The sequence below is a fragment of the Leptospira mayottensis 200901116 genome (assembly GCF_000306675.2).
Classification (GTDB): domain Bacteria; phylum Spirochaetota; class Leptospiria; order Leptospirales; family Leptospiraceae; genus Leptospira; species Leptospira mayottensis.
This window is the reverse complement of sequence record NZ_CP024871.1, coordinates 905222-920371: the sequence shown is the minus strand read 5'-3', so window position 1 is coordinate 920371 and position 15150 is coordinate 905222. Positions and strand designations below refer to the sequence as shown.

The 15150-nt window shown below is 39.8% G+C and carries 13 protein-coding genes; 8 read left to right on the top strand and 5 right to left on the bottom strand.

Annotation, left to right across the window (positions count from 1 at the left end):
• Nucleotides 1–47: 47 nt before the first annotated feature.
• Nucleotides 48–815, bottom strand: coding sequence for a glycosyltransferase family 2 protein (locus LEP1GSC190_RS04170; RefSeq protein WP_002745381.1), 768 nt, complete (start codon nucleotides 813–815; stop codon nucleotides 48–50).
• 8 nt (nucleotides 816–823) lie between these two features.
• Entirely contained in the window at nucleotides 824–1504 is a 681-nt protein-coding gene (locus LEP1GSC190_RS04165) for a histidine kinase (RefSeq protein WP_036035770.1), read from the bottom strand.
• A gap of 2 nt (nucleotides 1505–1506) precedes the next feature.
• Here LEP1GSC190_RS04165 and LEP1GSC190_RS04160 point away from each other — a divergent pair, with 2 nt between their 5' ends.
• Genes LEP1GSC190_RS04160 through LEP1GSC190_RS04135 form a run of 6 tightly spaced genes read left to right on the top strand, consistent with a single transcriptional unit; the run spans nucleotide 1507 to nucleotide 7837 of the window.
• Nucleotides 1507–2910, top strand: a complete 1404-nt coding sequence (locus tag LEP1GSC190_RS04160; protein WP_036047582.1) for a hypothetical protein — start codon at nucleotides 1507–1509, stop codon at nucleotides 2908–2910.
• Nucleotides 2907–4052, top strand: a complete 1146-nt coding sequence (locus LEP1GSC190_RS04155) for a S1 RNA-binding domain-containing protein (protein ID WP_002745425.1) — start codon at nucleotides 2907–2909, stop codon at nucleotides 4050–4052. The genes LEP1GSC190_RS04160 and LEP1GSC190_RS04155 overlap by 4 nt, the downstream gene beginning before the upstream one ends.
• A gap of 4 nt (nucleotides 4053–4056) precedes the next feature.
• Nucleotides 4057–4518, top strand: coding sequence for a tRNA (cytidine(34)-2'-O)-methyltransferase (locus LEP1GSC190_RS04150; protein ID WP_002745650.1), 462 nt, complete (start codon nucleotides 4057–4059; stop codon nucleotides 4516–4518).
• Nucleotides 4519–4563: 45 nt separating this feature from the next.
• Nucleotides 4564–5232 (top strand): ATP-binding protein, encoded by a 669-nt coding sequence (locus tag LEP1GSC190_RS04145; RefSeq protein WP_002745499.1) that lies wholly within the window; start codon nucleotides 4564–4566, stop codon nucleotides 5230–5232.
• A gap of 5 nt (nucleotides 5233–5237) precedes the next feature.
• On the top strand, nucleotides 5238–7226 hold the full coding sequence (gene uvrB, locus LEP1GSC190_RS04140; protein WP_002745619.1) for an excinuclease ABC subunit UvrB: 1989 nt from the start codon (nucleotides 5238–5240) through the stop codon (nucleotides 7224–7226).
• Nucleotides 7227–7243: 17 nt separating this feature from the next.
• Nucleotides 7244–7837, top strand: a complete 594-nt coding sequence (locus tag LEP1GSC190_RS04135; RefSeq protein WP_002745441.1) for a rhomboid family intramembrane serine protease — start codon at nucleotides 7244–7246, stop codon at nucleotides 7835–7837.
• 420 nt (nucleotides 7838–8257) lie between these two features.
• Here LEP1GSC190_RS04135 and LEP1GSC190_RS04130 read toward each other — a convergent pair whose 3' ends face one another.
• A complete protein-coding gene (locus LEP1GSC190_RS04130) occupies nucleotides 8258–9715 on the bottom strand; it encodes a pectin acetylesterase-family hydrolase (RefSeq protein WP_002745579.1) in 1458 nt (485 codons plus the stop codon).
• Nucleotides 9716–10435: 720 nt separating this feature from the next.
• Nucleotides 10436–11398 carry a hypothetical protein gene (locus tag LEP1GSC190_RS04120; protein ID WP_002745561.1) on the bottom strand — a complete coding sequence of 321 codons (963 nt, stop codon included), beginning with the start codon at nucleotides 11396–11398 and terminating at the stop codon, nucleotides 10436–10438.
• Between the two features lie 155 nt (nucleotides 11399–11553).
• On the opposite strand from LEP1GSC190_RS04120, the gene LEP1GSC190_RS04115 reads away from it, so the two are divergent.
• Complete coding sequence (locus tag LEP1GSC190_RS04115; protein ID WP_002745610.1) at nucleotides 11554–12798, top strand: EAL domain-containing protein; 1245 nt, start codon at nucleotides 11554–11556, stop codon at nucleotides 12796–12798.
• Between the two features lie 274 nt (nucleotides 12799–13072).
• On the opposite strand, the gene LEP1GSC190_RS04110 is transcribed toward LEP1GSC190_RS04115, so the two are convergent.
• Entirely contained in the window at nucleotides 13073–13648 is a 576-nt protein-coding gene (locus tag LEP1GSC190_RS04110; protein ID WP_002745540.1) for a PaaI family thioesterase, read from the bottom strand.
• Between the two features lie 319 nt (nucleotides 13649–13967).
• Here LEP1GSC190_RS04110 and LEP1GSC190_RS04105 point away from each other — a divergent pair, with 319 nt between their 5' ends.
• A complete protein-coding gene (locus tag LEP1GSC190_RS04105; RefSeq protein ID WP_002745627.1) occupies nucleotides 13968–14999 on the top strand; it encodes a zinc-binding dehydrogenase in 1032 nt (343 codons plus the stop codon).
• The last annotated feature ends 151 nt before the right edge of the window (nucleotides 15000–15150 follow it).

The window sequence follows — 15150 nt, the reverse complement described above, 5'->3', positions numbered from 1 at the left end:
ACAAAAAATCTTGTCAAAATGAGTCTGTAGACCGGGATACGAATGTGTTAAACTTTTTTCTTATCCTTTAAATTCAATTCGTACAATTTAATATACTTTAGAAAATTATAATAGAATCCCAAAATTGCCAGAACAAAACCTTGTTTCCCGTCTAGAAATCCAAATCGAATAAAATACATCCAAAACGCCTTGTAGAATCCTTCCAGAACCGCGTAAAAAAGACCGCTCGTTTTCCCAGCTCCATATTTTTCCCGGGCACCTAATTCGGAATATGTATTAATGTAACGGACATGATCTCCGATGCTTTTATAGGAATAATGATATATGGGAGAATTCAATTTTTTGCATATACCTTGAAGTTGAATTGTCTCGTGAACAAGTCCCCCTCCGAATTTTCCTTTGGATTTGTGGAAGAGCCGAATCCTTCGATTGGGATACCAACCTCCATGACGGATCCATTTCCCCAAATACCAAGTGAGCCTCGGAGTGGAATATCCGTCTACAGCGGGGAGCCCGTTTTGAAACAAAGCCAGAATTTCTTCTTTTAATTCCGGAGAGACTTCTTCATCCGCATCTAGAGTTAAAACCCATTCGTTTTTAACGAGAGAAATAGCAAAGTTTTTCTGACTTACATAATCGTCGAATTTTCTTTTGTAAACTTTGGCCTTATGTTTTTTGGCAATCTCTACGGTTTTATCCTTAGAACCGGAATCGACTACGATGATTTCGGAAACGAAATTTAGAGGTCTAAGACAACGCTCTATGTTGTCTTGCTCGTTGAGTGTGATAATACAAACGGAGAGAGGAAGCCGCATTTAATTTTTTATGATCGAGTTTTTCGAACACTCTGAAAATTAGGGGTGAGAGGGATTTCTAATCTTGCAATCGTAACGTCTTCTTGAATGATGATTCTAAAATAGGAAGGATCGATTCCTTCGCCCTTGAGCATAATTAAAATGAGAGCGAGTCCCAGACCAGCACCTTCGGTGTTATCTTCGTTGTCCAAATAAAATTGCGCGATGTCGTTATAACGCATCCCTTTTTCTAATTTCTCGCGGAGAGATTTTTCTTCCTGTTCTGTAATGGGAGCATTATTGACTACTTCGATACGAATTCCGTCCGAAGAGTAATAAAAACTAATAAGACAATAATATCCTTTTTTCTTCGCCTTTTGACCGTAACATTCGGACATTTCTTCGCTGAAAATACTCTTATACTCTCTGACTCCTTTTTCGTAGTCGGATATATCGTTTAGATTCAAACCTTTTTCTTCGAAAAAAATCCTTTTTTGGTTTGCTTTGCAGGCATTGATCACCAACTCTTTTATTATAGTATAAACCGTAGGAATCAAAGTAGGATAAGTTACTCTATCCAAAATCAGTCCGACTGCCTTTTGGATATGCTCTTCGACAGAACGAGTCATCCTATGGGTTTTCAGAGACAGAATTCTTCCGTTCTCAATTGTTAACCGGATATTATCGGATATATATTCCTGCTCCATCATCCATGAACATTTCGGAATCTGTTTTGTTTGTCAAGAGAGTCATTTTAGGAAAAAGAAAAAAGAGACATTTTTCAAGATTCCGACAAATCGGCGTTCTTTTTGAATCTTCCTTTTTTTCTCTCATGTTACTGTTTATCACTTCATCAGTGAATCCCGAATCCATAATCTTAAACCCCGTGAGATATCTTCTTCCCGGAAAAAAAGAATATTCCGAACCTTCCGAGATTAGAATTGAAAAGGGAAAAATCATCTCGATCAGAAAAATAAATTCTTTCTCAGGAAAAGTTTCTTATGCACTTCCCGGTTTTTGTGATGCGAATGTCACTCTTTCAACAGACTCGCTCGGAGGACAAAAAGACAGAGCCGGAATTTTTCTTTCACTACAATCTTTCTTTGCCCACGGCTTTACCGGAATCCTTTCGGTGGGAGATCCGGCTTGGGTCGAAACACTTTTGAAAGACGCACAACGTTTAAAGAGAAGTTCCCCCTGGGTAAAAAAATCGGATACTCCTTGGATCGCCGAAAGTTCCGAAACGAAAAAGTTAGGAAACCTCCCGGGCTATAACGTAATTCGTTCTTCCCGAGAAGCGGTAACGAATATGAAAAAGAGACCAACCTCTCCCGTTCATTTATTCTATCGTTATCAAGAAGGAGAATCGTTTGTCTTTGACGGTCCGTTCTTATATCAGTTGAAAAAAACTGCAGACGCCGAGAAAATCAAACTAGCGTTATCCGCCTTTGGTGACGAGTTCAGTATTTTAGAGGGAATCAACGCGGGGATTCCAATCTTATATCATCCAATTCCCGAAGGAATCACGGAAAGAACCTCTCCAGGTGTGTTTCAGAATCTAATCTGGGGTCCTATGTTTTCCGTATATTACTATCAGAAGATAGCGGGAACTCCTGAATGGGAAGCCGACTTAATTGCCATAAAAGAATGGAGTCCCTACTTTGCAAAAAATATCGCACCCGAACCCGAATTTGCTGGGAAACTGACTCACATTCAGGAAGAAGATCGAAAAGATGCGGAGAAAGAATACAATTCCTATCTTGCTTTTTTAGGAAGGCAAAAAAACCTGAGTCAAAGAATGCTTCTCGCATCCGGCACAGGTTATCTTCACGTGCACCCTGGAATCGGAGGTTGGAAAGAAATGGAGATTCTTGCGGGCGCGCTCGGTAACGAAGAAACGATTCGGATCGCCACTGAATCCACTTGTAGTTTCATCGAAGCTCCGCACGAAGGCAAAATCAGAGAAGACAAACCCGCATTCATAAATATTTTTACGGAAGACCCGCTCGTCGATTTAAAGAATTTGAAATCTCTCCGCAAGATCATCGCCGGAGAAATTTCATATCCATCTGAAAAAAGGGAACCGGCTTCCAGTCAAAAAAAGAGGAAAAAATGAAAGAATCCGAAAAAGAACTCTTTGAGAAAATGTTAGACGCTTCCTTTAAAAAGAAAAAGGCAATGGAATCGGGGACTAGAGTCACCGCGATCGTGAACTCCGCGAAAAAAGACTTCGTTTTCGTTACCACAAAAGAAGGAAACCTCCCCGGAATTATTTCTTCGGAAGAATTTATAGAATCGGAACTTCCAAAGCAAGGCAACGAAATCGAAGCTTATTTTCTCAAAGAAGATCACGGAGACATTCACTTTACTACATGTCTCAGCGGCGATTCTCTGAACAAAGATCTATTAGAAATTGCTAAAAGAGCCGAGATTCCAGTACTTGGACAATTCATCGGACAAAATGACTCCGGAGCCGAGGTTAGAATCGGGGAATTTATTGCATTTTGTCCATTTTCCCAAATCGATCCCGAGTTTAAAAAATCGGGATTGTCCGGGAAACGATCAAAGTTTTTGATCCAAGACACTAAAGGCAAGTTCATCGTTTCTCAAAAGAAAATTTCCGATAAGGCAAAGGAAGCAAAATTAGGAATTTTGAAACAAGAACTCAAAGAAGGAATGTTCGTCACCTGTAAAGTGAAAACGATTCAGAACTTCGGACTTATCGTGGAGATGGACGGCCTTACCGCGCTCATTCCGATCAGCGAAGCGACCTACAAAAAGAATCCCGAACTAGAAAAAGAATTTCAAGTCGGTCAAACTTTAAGAGCAAGAATTCTCCGAATCGATTGGGAAAATCAGAAGTTCGCATTAACGGTTAAGGATTTTCTAAAGGATCCTTGGGCGCAAACCGTTCCGTTTAAGGAAGGAGACATTGTTCAAGGAACAATCGATTCTCTCAAACCTTTTGGTTTGTTCGTAAAGTTAGACGATCATTTCAATGGCCTTGTTCCGGCGAGAGAAACCGGAACTCCAAACCGAGTTTCTTTGACTCAGAGTTTCAAGCCCGGAGAAGTAATTGACGTTTTTGTAATGGAAGTAAATCCGGAAAAAAAACAGATCTCGCTTTCGATTCAGAAAGCGAAGGAGATTCAGGAAAGGATGGACTACAGTAGTTATCTGAGTGCGGATACAAGCGGTTCTACGAGTTCGTTCGGAGCACTCCTTCAAAACTCTTTGAACAAAAATAAGAAAAGATGATTCTATGTCCTTGCACATAGGTCTTTACAGACCCGAAATCCCTCCCAATACCGGAAACATCGCGAGACTCTGTGTTGCTTTAGGAGCGGAACTTCATATCATAGGACAAGCATCCTTCGACCTTTCCGAAAAAGCGGCGCGTAGAGCCGGGCTAGATTACTGGGATAAAGTGAAAATTTCTTTCCATTCTTCTTTAGAAAAATATAAAGCCATCCTTCCATCCGGAACCGATCTATATCTAATTTCAGTTTACGGCAAACGTTCTTACACTGATGTTCGATATAAGGAAGGTGATGCTTTTTTGTTTGGAAATGAAACCTCTGGAGTCCCTACGGAAATGAAAAATTCCTGGAGTGAAGAACGGGTCTTAAAAATTCCGATGGAAGATCCTTCCCGTTGTTTGAATTTAAGCAATTCGGTCGCCGTGATTTCGTACGAAGCAATGCGTCAAATCCGATCCTGGTAAAAACGAATTTACACATTCAGAATTCCGCACCCGAATGGATAAAGTATGAGCTTCCACCTTTCCAGAGGAAAAATCGAAAAACAGATTCAGTCGATGCTTTCTCAGGGATTAACCGGAACCGCAAACGACTTTTTCGCTTGGATTCGGATGGAAACTCTTCGCAAATTCAAAGACGAACCCGACATTGAAAATTTCGTCGTAAGAAATATCCTGGAAAGTTTCGTAGATTCCGGTTACGTGAAACGAAACGAACTCAACTCCAAAGAATTTCATATTCATCCCGATCAAATCCGAGGAAAAAAATTTCCATCTAAAGATTGTTATATTCTGCTCGGTAAAATTGCTTATCAACCGATGCAATACGTCCGAAGTCGTTTCGAATTTTTTCTCAAAAACCAAGAAACTCCAGAAGATATCGTAACCGATGTTTGTATTGGAGTTTTGGAAGCCGTAGAAAACGCAGTCAAATACGGAGACGGCACTGAAGTCGAAGTGGAGTATTCCATAGACAGTTCCCTGACTCTTTTTATCAAAATCATCAATAATCTTAAAGAACTGAATTTGGAACAGGACATTGAAAGAGGAAAATTTTCTTCCACTGCGACTCTGATGCGCGGTATGATGGTCATGCAAAAACTTTTTGACGAACTCGATCTTGAAATTCTAGAGGGTAAAAAACAAGCTCAGTTCAACGCCAAGAAAAAACTGTCTTAGTCCTTATGGCTTCCATTTTTAAAATCCATTCCGCATACGAACCTGCCGGAGATCAGATTAAAGCGATCGAAAATATCGCGAACTCCTTTCAAAAAGGTGCAGAAAAAGTCACACTGGTCGGAGTAACCGGCTCTGGTAAAACTTTCACGATGGCTCAGGTGATTCAAAACCTCGGACTTCCGACCTTAGTCTTGTCGCATAACAAAACCTTGGCAGCCCAACTTTTCCGGGAGTTTAAGGAATTTTTTCCTGAGAATGCAGTAGAATATTTTGTTTCCTATTATGATTATTATCAGCCGGAAGCATATGTTCCCTCTTCGGATACATTTATCGAAAAGGATAGTTCCATCAACGAAGAGATCGACAAACTCAGACTCAGGGCTACGTCCTCCCTTTTGGAAAGAGAGGACGTCGTTATCGTCAGCTCGGTTTCTTGTATCTACGGTTTAGGCTCTCCGGAAGAATATACGAATTCAGTAGTCACTTTAAAAGTGGGAGACACGGTCGAAAGGGACACGGTAATCCGCAAACTGTTACATATCCAATACAATAGAAACGACATAGACTTTTCTAGAGGGAACTTTAGAGTCCGCGGGGATTCGATCGAAATTTATCCCGCGTATCACACAGATGGGATCCGAATCGAATTTTTCGGAGACGAGATTGATTCGATCAGCAGAATCAATCCAGTAACCGCACAAACGATTTTTAAATTAGAAAAAACTTATATTTATCCCGCAAAACACTTTATCACTTCCGGTCCGAAAGTGAAAGAGGCGATCGAAAACATCAAAGCGGAATTGGAAGCCCAAGCCCTTTTTTTTAGGAAAAACGAAAAACTTTTGGAAGCGGAAAGAATTATATCCCGCACGAATTACGATATGGAAATGCTTCAGGAAATGGGGTACTGCAACGGGATCGAAAATTATTCCAGACATCTCACGGGGAGAAAGGCGGGAGAACGTCCAGCTTGTTTGATCGATTATTTTCAAGGAGAGTTTCTTCTGATCGTGGACGAGTCTCATGTGACGATTCCCCAGATCGGAGGAATGTTCGCGGGAGACAAAGCACGTAAACAAACATTAGTCGACTTCGGTTTTAGACTTCCGAGCGCGCTCGATAATAGACCTCTCAATTTTGAAGAGTTCGAAACTTTGACTCCGAAAACTCTCTATGTTTCCGCAACTCCGGCAGATTACGAAATGAAAAAAAGTTCCAAAATCGTGGAACAGATTATCCGACCAACCGGACTTTTGGATCCGATCGTGGAAGTGCGTTCCACTAAAAATCAGATCGAAGATCTTCTTGTGGAAATCCGCAAACGAATCGACGCAGGCGAGCGCATCCTTGTCACGACACTGACTAAAAAAATGTCGGAAGATCTTACTGACTATTACAAAGAGATCGGCCTGAAGGTAGCGTATCTTCATTCCGAGGTGGAAACCTTAGATCGGGTTGCTATCATCCGAGATCTGAGAAAAGGTATCTACGACGTTCTGATCGGAATCAACCTTTTACGAGAAGGTCTGGATATTCCCGAGGTTTCTTTAGTCGCGATTTTGGATGCGGATAAGGAAGGTTTTTTAAGAAATTATAAATCCTTAATACAAACGGTCGGTCGCGCCGCGAGAAACGTGAACGGAACCGCAATCCTTTACGCGGACAAGATCACGGACTCTATGGCCAAAGCGATTGATGAAACAAAACGCAGAAGAAAAATTCAGGAAGATCATAATCTTAAATTCGGAATCACCCCTCTTACGATCCGAAAAGAAGTCAGCGATATTATCGAACGAGAGGAAAAGGAAAGGACTTCGGCAGATCTGGTTCTTGAAGACGTGGAGAAAAAATTTAATTCCAAAAAGTTCCCAAACAAGGAAGAATTGAAGGACAAACTCAGAGAAGAAATGATGAAGGCAGCAAAAGAACTCGACTTTGAAAGAGCCGCTATCTTAAGAGATAAGATGTTATCTATCCAAACGACTGAAAACTAACAAAAAGGAAATCTATTTTGATCACAATACTGATTTGTCTCGTCACTTTCGGTTTAAGTATTTGGTGTTTTGCTTCCGAGGATAAACTAGCTCAGTTTATTCTTACCCCGTATCGATTGAAAAGAAACAAGAATTATTATACTCTTTTCACTTCCGGCTTTATACACGCAGATTGGATGCATTTAATCTTCAATATGATTTCGTTTTATTCCTTCGGAAAAAATTTAGAAATGACTGTAGGTCCCATCAAGTTTCTTCTTTTTTATCTCGGGACGATCTTAATTACGAGCGTCATCTCTTGGAGAAAAAATCTAGAAAACCCTCTTTATGCAACGTTAGGTGCATCCGGTGGTGTTTGCGGCGTTTTGTTTGCTACGATTCTTTTTTATCCGAATCTATCCCTTTACATGATGTTCATACCAATCCCGATTCCAGGAGCGATTTACGCGGTCTTGTATTTAGTTTACACGTATTTTTCCTCGAAAAGCGGACACTCGGACGGAATCAATCACGACGCTCATCTTTGGGGTGCATTGTGCGGAATTGTATTCGCTCTTTTGCTTGAGCCTGAAATCCTCGGTAGAGTTCTTCGGAATATTTCAGGCAGTTAAAAGAACATTCCGTTACAATTTCATCTTAAACTCAATCAAATACAATCATTCAACAAGTTGTAAAAAAGGTAAATACCCAGAAATTCCCGCAGATTACGTCCCTTGATTTTCAAACAGACTTTACTAAATTCTCATAGGAGTTCTATCATCCTATATTTTCAGTACAAGTTTTTAATAAACTTACAATTCCTTTTTTTGAGTCCGACATTTTTCCACGAAGAAAAGAAAAAATCCAATGAACCTGATTTTTAGAGAGTGTCCGTTTCAATCCAGACCTCAGGGCTTTTGAATTTCTCTGATCTCATTCCGTATGTCGAAACCAAAACCGCCGATACAAGAAAGTCATTTTAATTTTCAGATTTAAAATTAATAAAAAGATTAAAAACCCACACGACCCTAGAGGTAGTGTGGGTCCTCACTTTAGAGTCCTACGACTGACCCGCAAGTAGCCGATAAGTTTTTATTATTTGCATAAGATTGATCCGAAGTGACCGCACCTAAGGCGAGATTGATCGTATTCTTCGTAAAATTCGAATGAACACAATCTCCTCCACTTGTAGTACACTTCGCGTTTCCAGGCTTTACTCCTGTAGAAAGAGTCGTGAGCCAAACAAGAAAATTAGTTCCTCCAGAATCCAATCTATACATATCTTCCGATGTGGTGATCGTATGCACATCACCTGGAGCGATATAATACGAATAATTAGCCGCCGCACCAGAGATTCCATTCATAGAAGTGACCGCTTGTTGCGTCCAACCGCAGGTCGATCCGTCCGTAGACGCGAGAGTGCCATCCGGAACCGAACTCCCGTCGGTATCGCCAAACAGTGCGGAATATGTTTTAGAGGAATCATAAGGATCGGTTGTTTTTTCATTCGAATAAGCCGGAGCCGCATTGATGATATTCATTACCTTATAAAAGAATCTTTGGTTTCCGTCAAAAACAGCCGTGTATTGTCCGGTCTTGTCTCCCAAACCTAGATAGTAAGTGGAAACCTTTGTGAAAAAATCCTGGATGGAAGGATTACCGACAGTGAGATAGTTGGCAGTGATCCCTGTTACCCAGGTCGGAAGACTAGAATCAGCTCCCCACTGAGTACTTAGATTGGAAAAAAATCCATTTGGAATCACTCCGTTAGACGCATCGATAAGCATGTTGACCTTTGCGGATGCATTCAAACCCGTAATCGTTTCACGAACAATCGGATAATTTAATAAAGTCCCGTAACCTCCCGCACTCTGTCCGGTAACGAATACATTCTGAACTCCTGGATATTCCGACTGAACGTATTTCAAAGCCGCAAGGACGTTGTCGTAACCCCGATGTTGTACGACGACTTGAGATCCTGTATTTGGGTCAGTATAAGTCATGTCCTTGGAACCGAAGTGAAGATCTCCCGTGCAATACGGAATAAAAACCACATCATAGTCCTTAAACGGATTTAAAGCGTTATTCGCATTCATTACACCTTGAAAGACGAACTTTACAAACAAATCGGGAACACTATTGAGTTGATTGAAATATGTAGTCGTATTCGATCCGAAGCAGTTGTATCCGCTCCAACAAGCTCCCCCTCCCATAAAATTGATGAGAAGTTTTTTATTGGATGTACTTACCTTTTTTCTATAAAAAGAGAATGTAGTATTCCCACTCGACCCAGAACAAGAAGGATTATAAGCTCTATTTGAATAATTTGCTCCAGAAACCGTGATCGTTCCGGCGGAAGGAGTAATCTTTTCGTAAGGATTATGTAAAAGATCCGCTATTATCAATCCTAGAAACATTTTTTCCTTATCATCATCGTCGTCTTTCGCTTTACAATCGGTAAAGACGAGCATAAAGCAAATCGCCACGAGGTATATTATCCATCTTTTCATTTTTTTCGAGCTCCTTTTCTATTGTTTTTTCGATTTTGAATTTTTTAATTATAGTACTTCTCTAAACGAAAGTCAACCGATGCAAAAAAAATCAAACTTGATTCCCCAAAACTCCCTCTTAGGTAAAATTTTGAAGTATTCTTTCGTTTTAGACTTGAATACGGCTTGAGCACAAAACAAAAGTACGATGGTAAAATACGAGATGAGAATAAATTTCTATATAGAAATGCAACTACAAAAATTCATACGCTTATTACTCGAACGCATGAAAAGAATACTGTAATAAATTTATTTAAAAAGTTAGAATGTTCGATCTTATTCAAAAAGCCAACGATTTTGGATTCGATGCAGTTTTGTGAGGACTTCTATATCTTTGCAAAAATCGTCCCTTAATTTTTGGCATCATTTTTATGCATCCGAGTAGTATAATAAAGAAAACTCAAAGTTTTTTTTGGAAAAGATCGGTATAAAATACGAAAATAAATTCTTGTACTGTAAATGGAACTTTCAGACTACAAGGATCATTTCAAACAATCCCATCTAAGTAAGGATTCCCTCGTCGGCATTTGCTTTTATTAACGTTTTCTAAATTGAGATTTTCCGGAAGATTTACAGTCTTTAAAACTTAATCTTTTCTGAATCCATATAAGACTTTTTGCATTTTTATGTACTCAAAAATGCCGTCAAATAACCGGACACTTTTTCTTATACTGCGGGACTTCAGATTTCTAAAATCGCGAAACCTTTTTTGATTGTTTCTTTTTTGTTTCCGATTCGGATTTTACCGGAAACCTTCCCTTCCACTCTTTCCATTGGAATTTTTTTCCCGAAAAAACCGGAAATTATTTGGCGGGTCGTTCTTACCGGAGTGACCGTAAGTTCGATTTGATCGGAAGAGTCGTGAAGAACATAAGACAGAGATTCTTTCTTAAAACTAGCGGTTTCTAAGAATGTAGGAACTCCGTTTTTCCAAAGTAGAATTCCAGAGTTTTTATTGCAGTTCAAACGAAACGAATTTTTCCCCGACCCAAAACCGTAGATGCGCGATTCTGGTAGAAAAGACATACTTTCAAAACCAGTGGTGACGCTATAGGCTAATCTCTCCGAAGATTCCAAATTCCAAGTCCTATCGTCGATAGCAAGTTGACCTCTCACTTGAAGATCCGGAGAAATCAACCGAAATAACCAATCCTTCCCGGAAATTCCCAAAGAAGAAACGGGTTTGTTTGTTTTTTCCACGATGCTTACGAGAGCGTCAAGTTGTAGATTTAAATCCGAAGTAAAAATAGAAGAATGAGTATAACCTTGTTGAATCGTATCATCCAAACGAAAGTTGAATCGTTGATTCCCTTGCGTAAAACTCCAATATCCATTTCGAAATGTACCCTTGGATAAAAATTCTTTGCCCGGACTTCCAACCCATTCGAAGTCTCTAAAATTTCCGGATTCAAAAAACCAAAGATTGAGAAGAGTTTTACAGGCCCCTGGACCTCGAAAAATTCGAAGTCCTAAAAGAAACTCTCCTGTAATCAAATCGACTAAAATGGAGTCTATTTTTTTCAAGGAAGACAAGAAAGAAGTTTTGTATTCTCTAGAGTTATCAATTCCAAGAGTCCCTGAATAGAGACCAAAATTGGGTTCTAATGTTGAAGGGTTGAGTAAATGGCCAATCGCCTCTTTCATGCCAATACCTTTAAGATTGTCAGTTTTTTCAGAGGTTTCAAAAAAAAAAGAAGAATGTAATCTTTTCTTCTACTTAATTTGATACTTTTTATCCAGAATTTTGCTTGTCGGAACCCATTTAATGGATTTTAGTAAATAGATTTTTAAAGAAGATCATGTTATACAGCCAGGATAAAAGCAATTTACTTTCCTACGGCGAGAACTACTATCAGCCTCATTATCAACCCATTCTAGAAGTTACCAATTGTAATATTATAGGATACGAGGTTCTAGGAAGATTTTATTTTCCCGAAAAAAACGAATATCGTTCTCTTGGTTATCAGTTCCACAATCCAGAACTAGATACAATTCGTCTCATCCAAATTGACCGACTAATTCGGGAAAAAGCGATCCGTCATCTTAAAGACTCGGGCGTAAAAACCAAACTTTTTCTTAACATGATGCCTAACTTTCTCTCTATGATTCATACGGGAGATGTTTTAGATCTCAAAAGACTTCACGTTCTGAATCTTATGGAAAAATACGACATTTCACCTTCGGAAGTCGTTTTAGAAATCACGGAAGATAAGTTCGACGGAAGTATCGAAAAACTTCTTTCGATCGTAAACGTATTCAAAGACTACGGGTTCAAGATCGCGGTCGACGATCTTGGAGTTGGGTTTTCCAATTTGGAAAGAATCGGTTATATCCATCCAGATATAATAAAGGTCGACATTAAGATCATGCGGGAAAGTTTAAACCGAAGGTCCTTCAAAAATGTACTGAGTGCAATCGCCGACATGTCCCAAAAACTAGGTTCCGATCTTTTGTTCGAAGGAATTGAAACCGAAGAAGAATTACATCTCGCGCTTTCCATGGGAGCAAATTTACTCCAAGGATTTTATTTTTCAAGACCACAAGTCGAATTTCAGGATAAGAAACAATTCAACAGAACTCTTAGAGACGCTTTGGAAAAGTTCTCGGGTCTTCGATTTATGGAACTGCTGGAAGAATTTCAAAAAGGCCAGGAGATCATTGACGCCTTAGGTGAGAAATTGGAAACGCTTCGTCACAACGGAAGGGATGATCTTCCTTTAGTCCTTCATCTCATGCTCTCCAACTTACCATCCGAAATTCTTTCCGTCTTTGCCTGTGATATCTTCGGTTATCAGATCACTCCCACGTATTTCCGTTCCCATCCCGGAGAAGAATGGGATTCCAACCTGACCGAAATTGGAAATAACTATGCATGGAGACCTTTTTTCATTCGTCATAAGGCAAAGGTAGTTCAGAGTTCTGCGAAGTGGACCGTCACGGAGCCTGTTTATGATATGGATCTTCATAAACAGGTTGTAATCTTTACCTATACGCTCAGAGATAATTACATTCTCGTTATCAAAATGGACTGGGAAAGGGTTTAATCTTTTTCCCGTTTTATATCGAGAAGTACTACGTTTTTACTAACCACCGAGTCATTATGATTTCGTTGAAGTTTTGGAACAAGTTTTCAGATATCCGCTTTATATACATTATCACATCGGGATTGTTAAAACCTATCTCAAAAATATCTGAGAATGATCGGAATCATCGTTTTAAATAAAGATAAAGTATTTTTGAGATAGGTTTTAGTAATTTTGAAATGACTCCCCACCCTTTAACGATGCTTCCAATTGCAATTTCCAAACGAGAAAAAAATTAGGGAACTATGTTTTGAAGTTTGAGGCGTTTTCGAATTTCCTTACCACGTTTTTGATTCACTTCTAAAACTTGAAGAAGAGTATCAATCGGAAAAACGGTTTCTTGAAACATTCTCCTCATCGTCCTTTCTGACATATCATACCAACGCGCTTTGGAAGAAACCAAAAGTTCGCCAGTTTTGAAAAGATGAATCGTAGCCTTTGTATAAAGCCTTCTTCTTCTTACCATCGTGACCCAACAGCGAACTTCAACCTCCTCGTTGAGTGGAACCGCTTTGTGATAACGCATATAAAGTTGGTCGGTCATTACGAAATGCCCGAGATGAAAGCAAAGAACTCCCTGAGCTTCGTCGAGAAGAGTCGCTAAAACTCCTCCGTGAGCGTAACCCGGCGCCCCTTCGAAAGCTTTTTCTATTTTAAACGGAAATCGAACTTCTCCGCTTTCTTCGTGAAAGGGAAAACTTGCATGAATCCCTTTTGTGTTATCAGGACCACAACCGAAGCAGTTTTTATGATGCCAGTCTTGTCCGTTTTGGCTAGCTTTGATCTCCCGGTAGATTGTTTCTGGTTCCATATTATTCCTTCGGAAGGGTTTTTGTCCCAAACTGCAAAACACAAACAGTTACCCTGTTGCATACTGGGCAACTGTTTTTCGAGGATAGACTTTTATCTATTGATCGAATCACTGATTTTACATTGAGAACAATTCTAATTCCATGAAAAAACCGGATCTTCCTGATTCAAGTGCGAAACCCGAAAAAATTCCGAACTCATAGACGTTTTTCAAGAATAGAATTTCCAAAAATCAATGGGAAAGGATGTATATCTAATCATCTTGACCGACATATCAATGATCTTAATTTACGTCACGTTTTTATAAAGGAGAATGGAAAATGAAAGCCGCAGTTTTAGAATCCGGTAAAAAAATTTTAGACATCAGAGAAGTTCCAGTTCCGCAACTCAAACCCGGACAAGTAAAAATAAAAATCAAAGCCTGCGGAATCTGCGGATCCGATGTTCATCTTGTAATCCATGGAACCCTCAAATGTAAACATTTTCCAAGAATTCCCGGCCACGAATCGTCAGGTGTAATCGAGGAAGTAGGTGAAAACGTAAGTCGTTTTCAAAAAGGAGATCGAGTCGTAATCTCCGCAGGTACCTCCTGCGGAGTTTGTTCCTACTGCAAAGCGGGATACGAAAACTTATGTAAAGACGTAGGAGTTTTCGGATTTGATAGAGACGGAGGTTTTGCAGAATATAATATCGTAGAAGAACGTTATTTGTATTCCCTTCCGGATGCGATCCCGTTTGATCAAGGAGCAATTCTTGCGGATGCAGTTTCCACTCCTTACCACGCGATTCGATACAGAGGAAACATACAAAACGGAGATACAGTTGCTATCTTCGGTTGTGGCGGCCTTGGAATCCATGCGGTCGCAGTTGCGAGAGCTATGACCGACGGAAAAGTAATCGCTTTAGACGTGGAAAGAGGACCATTGGAAAATGCGGCTAAGTACGGAGCCGATGAAATTATCAATTTGAAAGAGATTCGAAACCCGGGAAAAACTCTCAAAGAAATTACAAACGGAGTGGATCTACTCGCGGACTTTTCGGGATATATGTCCAACATAGAAGAATCTCTACGCGCAATGAATCCCGGAGGCAGAATCGTTCTCGTGGGAATTGGAAGACAACCTTTGAAATTTCAGATTCCTTTTATTTTAATCGAAAGAATGATTTCAGTCCTGGGTTCGTACGGTTCCGATCGTAGAGCGATTCCCGAAATAATCGACCTATACCTTAAAGGGAAAATCAATCTTTCTCATTCGATTACTTCCCACCACACATTAGAGGAATTGAATCAATGTCTGGAAGACTTGGACGAAAGAAAAGGAAACCCAATTCGTTTTATCATTCAACCTTGATAAAACTGGAATTAGAGATTTACCCCACACAAACAATTTAAAGACAAGGCCTCGTAAAAGAATTACCCCAAAAAAACACGGAGGTCCCCCCATTTTTCCGGAAACGAAAACCCAGCACTCTTAAGTTTTAGTCAAAACCAACACCTAAAAC

Excerpts from the sequence above, each read along its gene's own strand:
- LEP1GSC190_RS04150 (WP_002745650.1), top strand. The coding sequence starts at position 4,057 with ATGTCCTTGCACATAGGTCTTTACAGACCCGAAATCCCTCCCAATACC.
- LEP1GSC190_RS04120 (WP_002745561.1), bottom strand. The coding sequence starts at position 11,398 with ATGAAAGAGGCGATTGGCCATTTACTCAACCCTTCAACATTAGAACCC.
- LEP1GSC190_RS04145 (WP_002745499.1), top strand. The coding sequence starts at position 4,564 with ATGAGCTTCCACCTTTCCAGAGGAAAAATCGAAAAACAGATTCAGTCG.
- LEP1GSC190_RS04110 (WP_002745540.1), bottom strand. The coding sequence starts at position 13,648 with ATGGAACCAGAAACAATCTACCGGGAGATCAAAGCTAGCCAAAACGGA.
- LEP1GSC190_RS04170 (WP_002745381.1), bottom strand. The coding sequence starts at position 815 with ATGCGGCTTCCTCTCTCCGTTTGTATTATCACACTCAACGAGCAAGAC.
- LEP1GSC190_RS04105 (WP_002745627.1), top strand. The coding sequence starts at position 13,968 with ATGAAAGCCGCAGTTTTAGAATCCGGTAAAAAAATTTTAGACATCAGA.
- LEP1GSC190_RS04165 (WP_036035770.1), bottom strand. The coding sequence starts at position 1,504 with ATGATGGAGCAGGAATATATATCCGATAATATCCGGTTAACAATTGAG.
- uvrB (WP_002745619.1), top strand. The coding sequence starts at position 5,238 with ATGGCTTCCATTTTTAAAATCCATTCCGCATACGAACCTGCCGGAGAT.
- LEP1GSC190_RS04115 (WP_002745610.1), top strand. The coding sequence starts at position 11,554 with ATGTTATACAGCCAGGATAAAAGCAATTTACTTTCCTACGGCGAGAAC.
- LEP1GSC190_RS04130 (WP_002745579.1), bottom strand. The coding sequence starts at position 9,715 with ATGAAAAGATGGATAATATACCTCGTGGCGATTTGCTTTATGCTCGTC.
- LEP1GSC190_RS04155 (WP_002745425.1), top strand. The coding sequence starts at position 2,907 with ATGAAAGAATCCGAAAAAGAACTCTTTGAGAAAATGTTAGACGCTTCC.
- LEP1GSC190_RS04160 (WP_036047582.1), top strand. The coding sequence starts at position 1,507 with ATGAACATTTCGGAATCTGTTTTGTTTGTCAAGAGAGTCATTTTAGGA.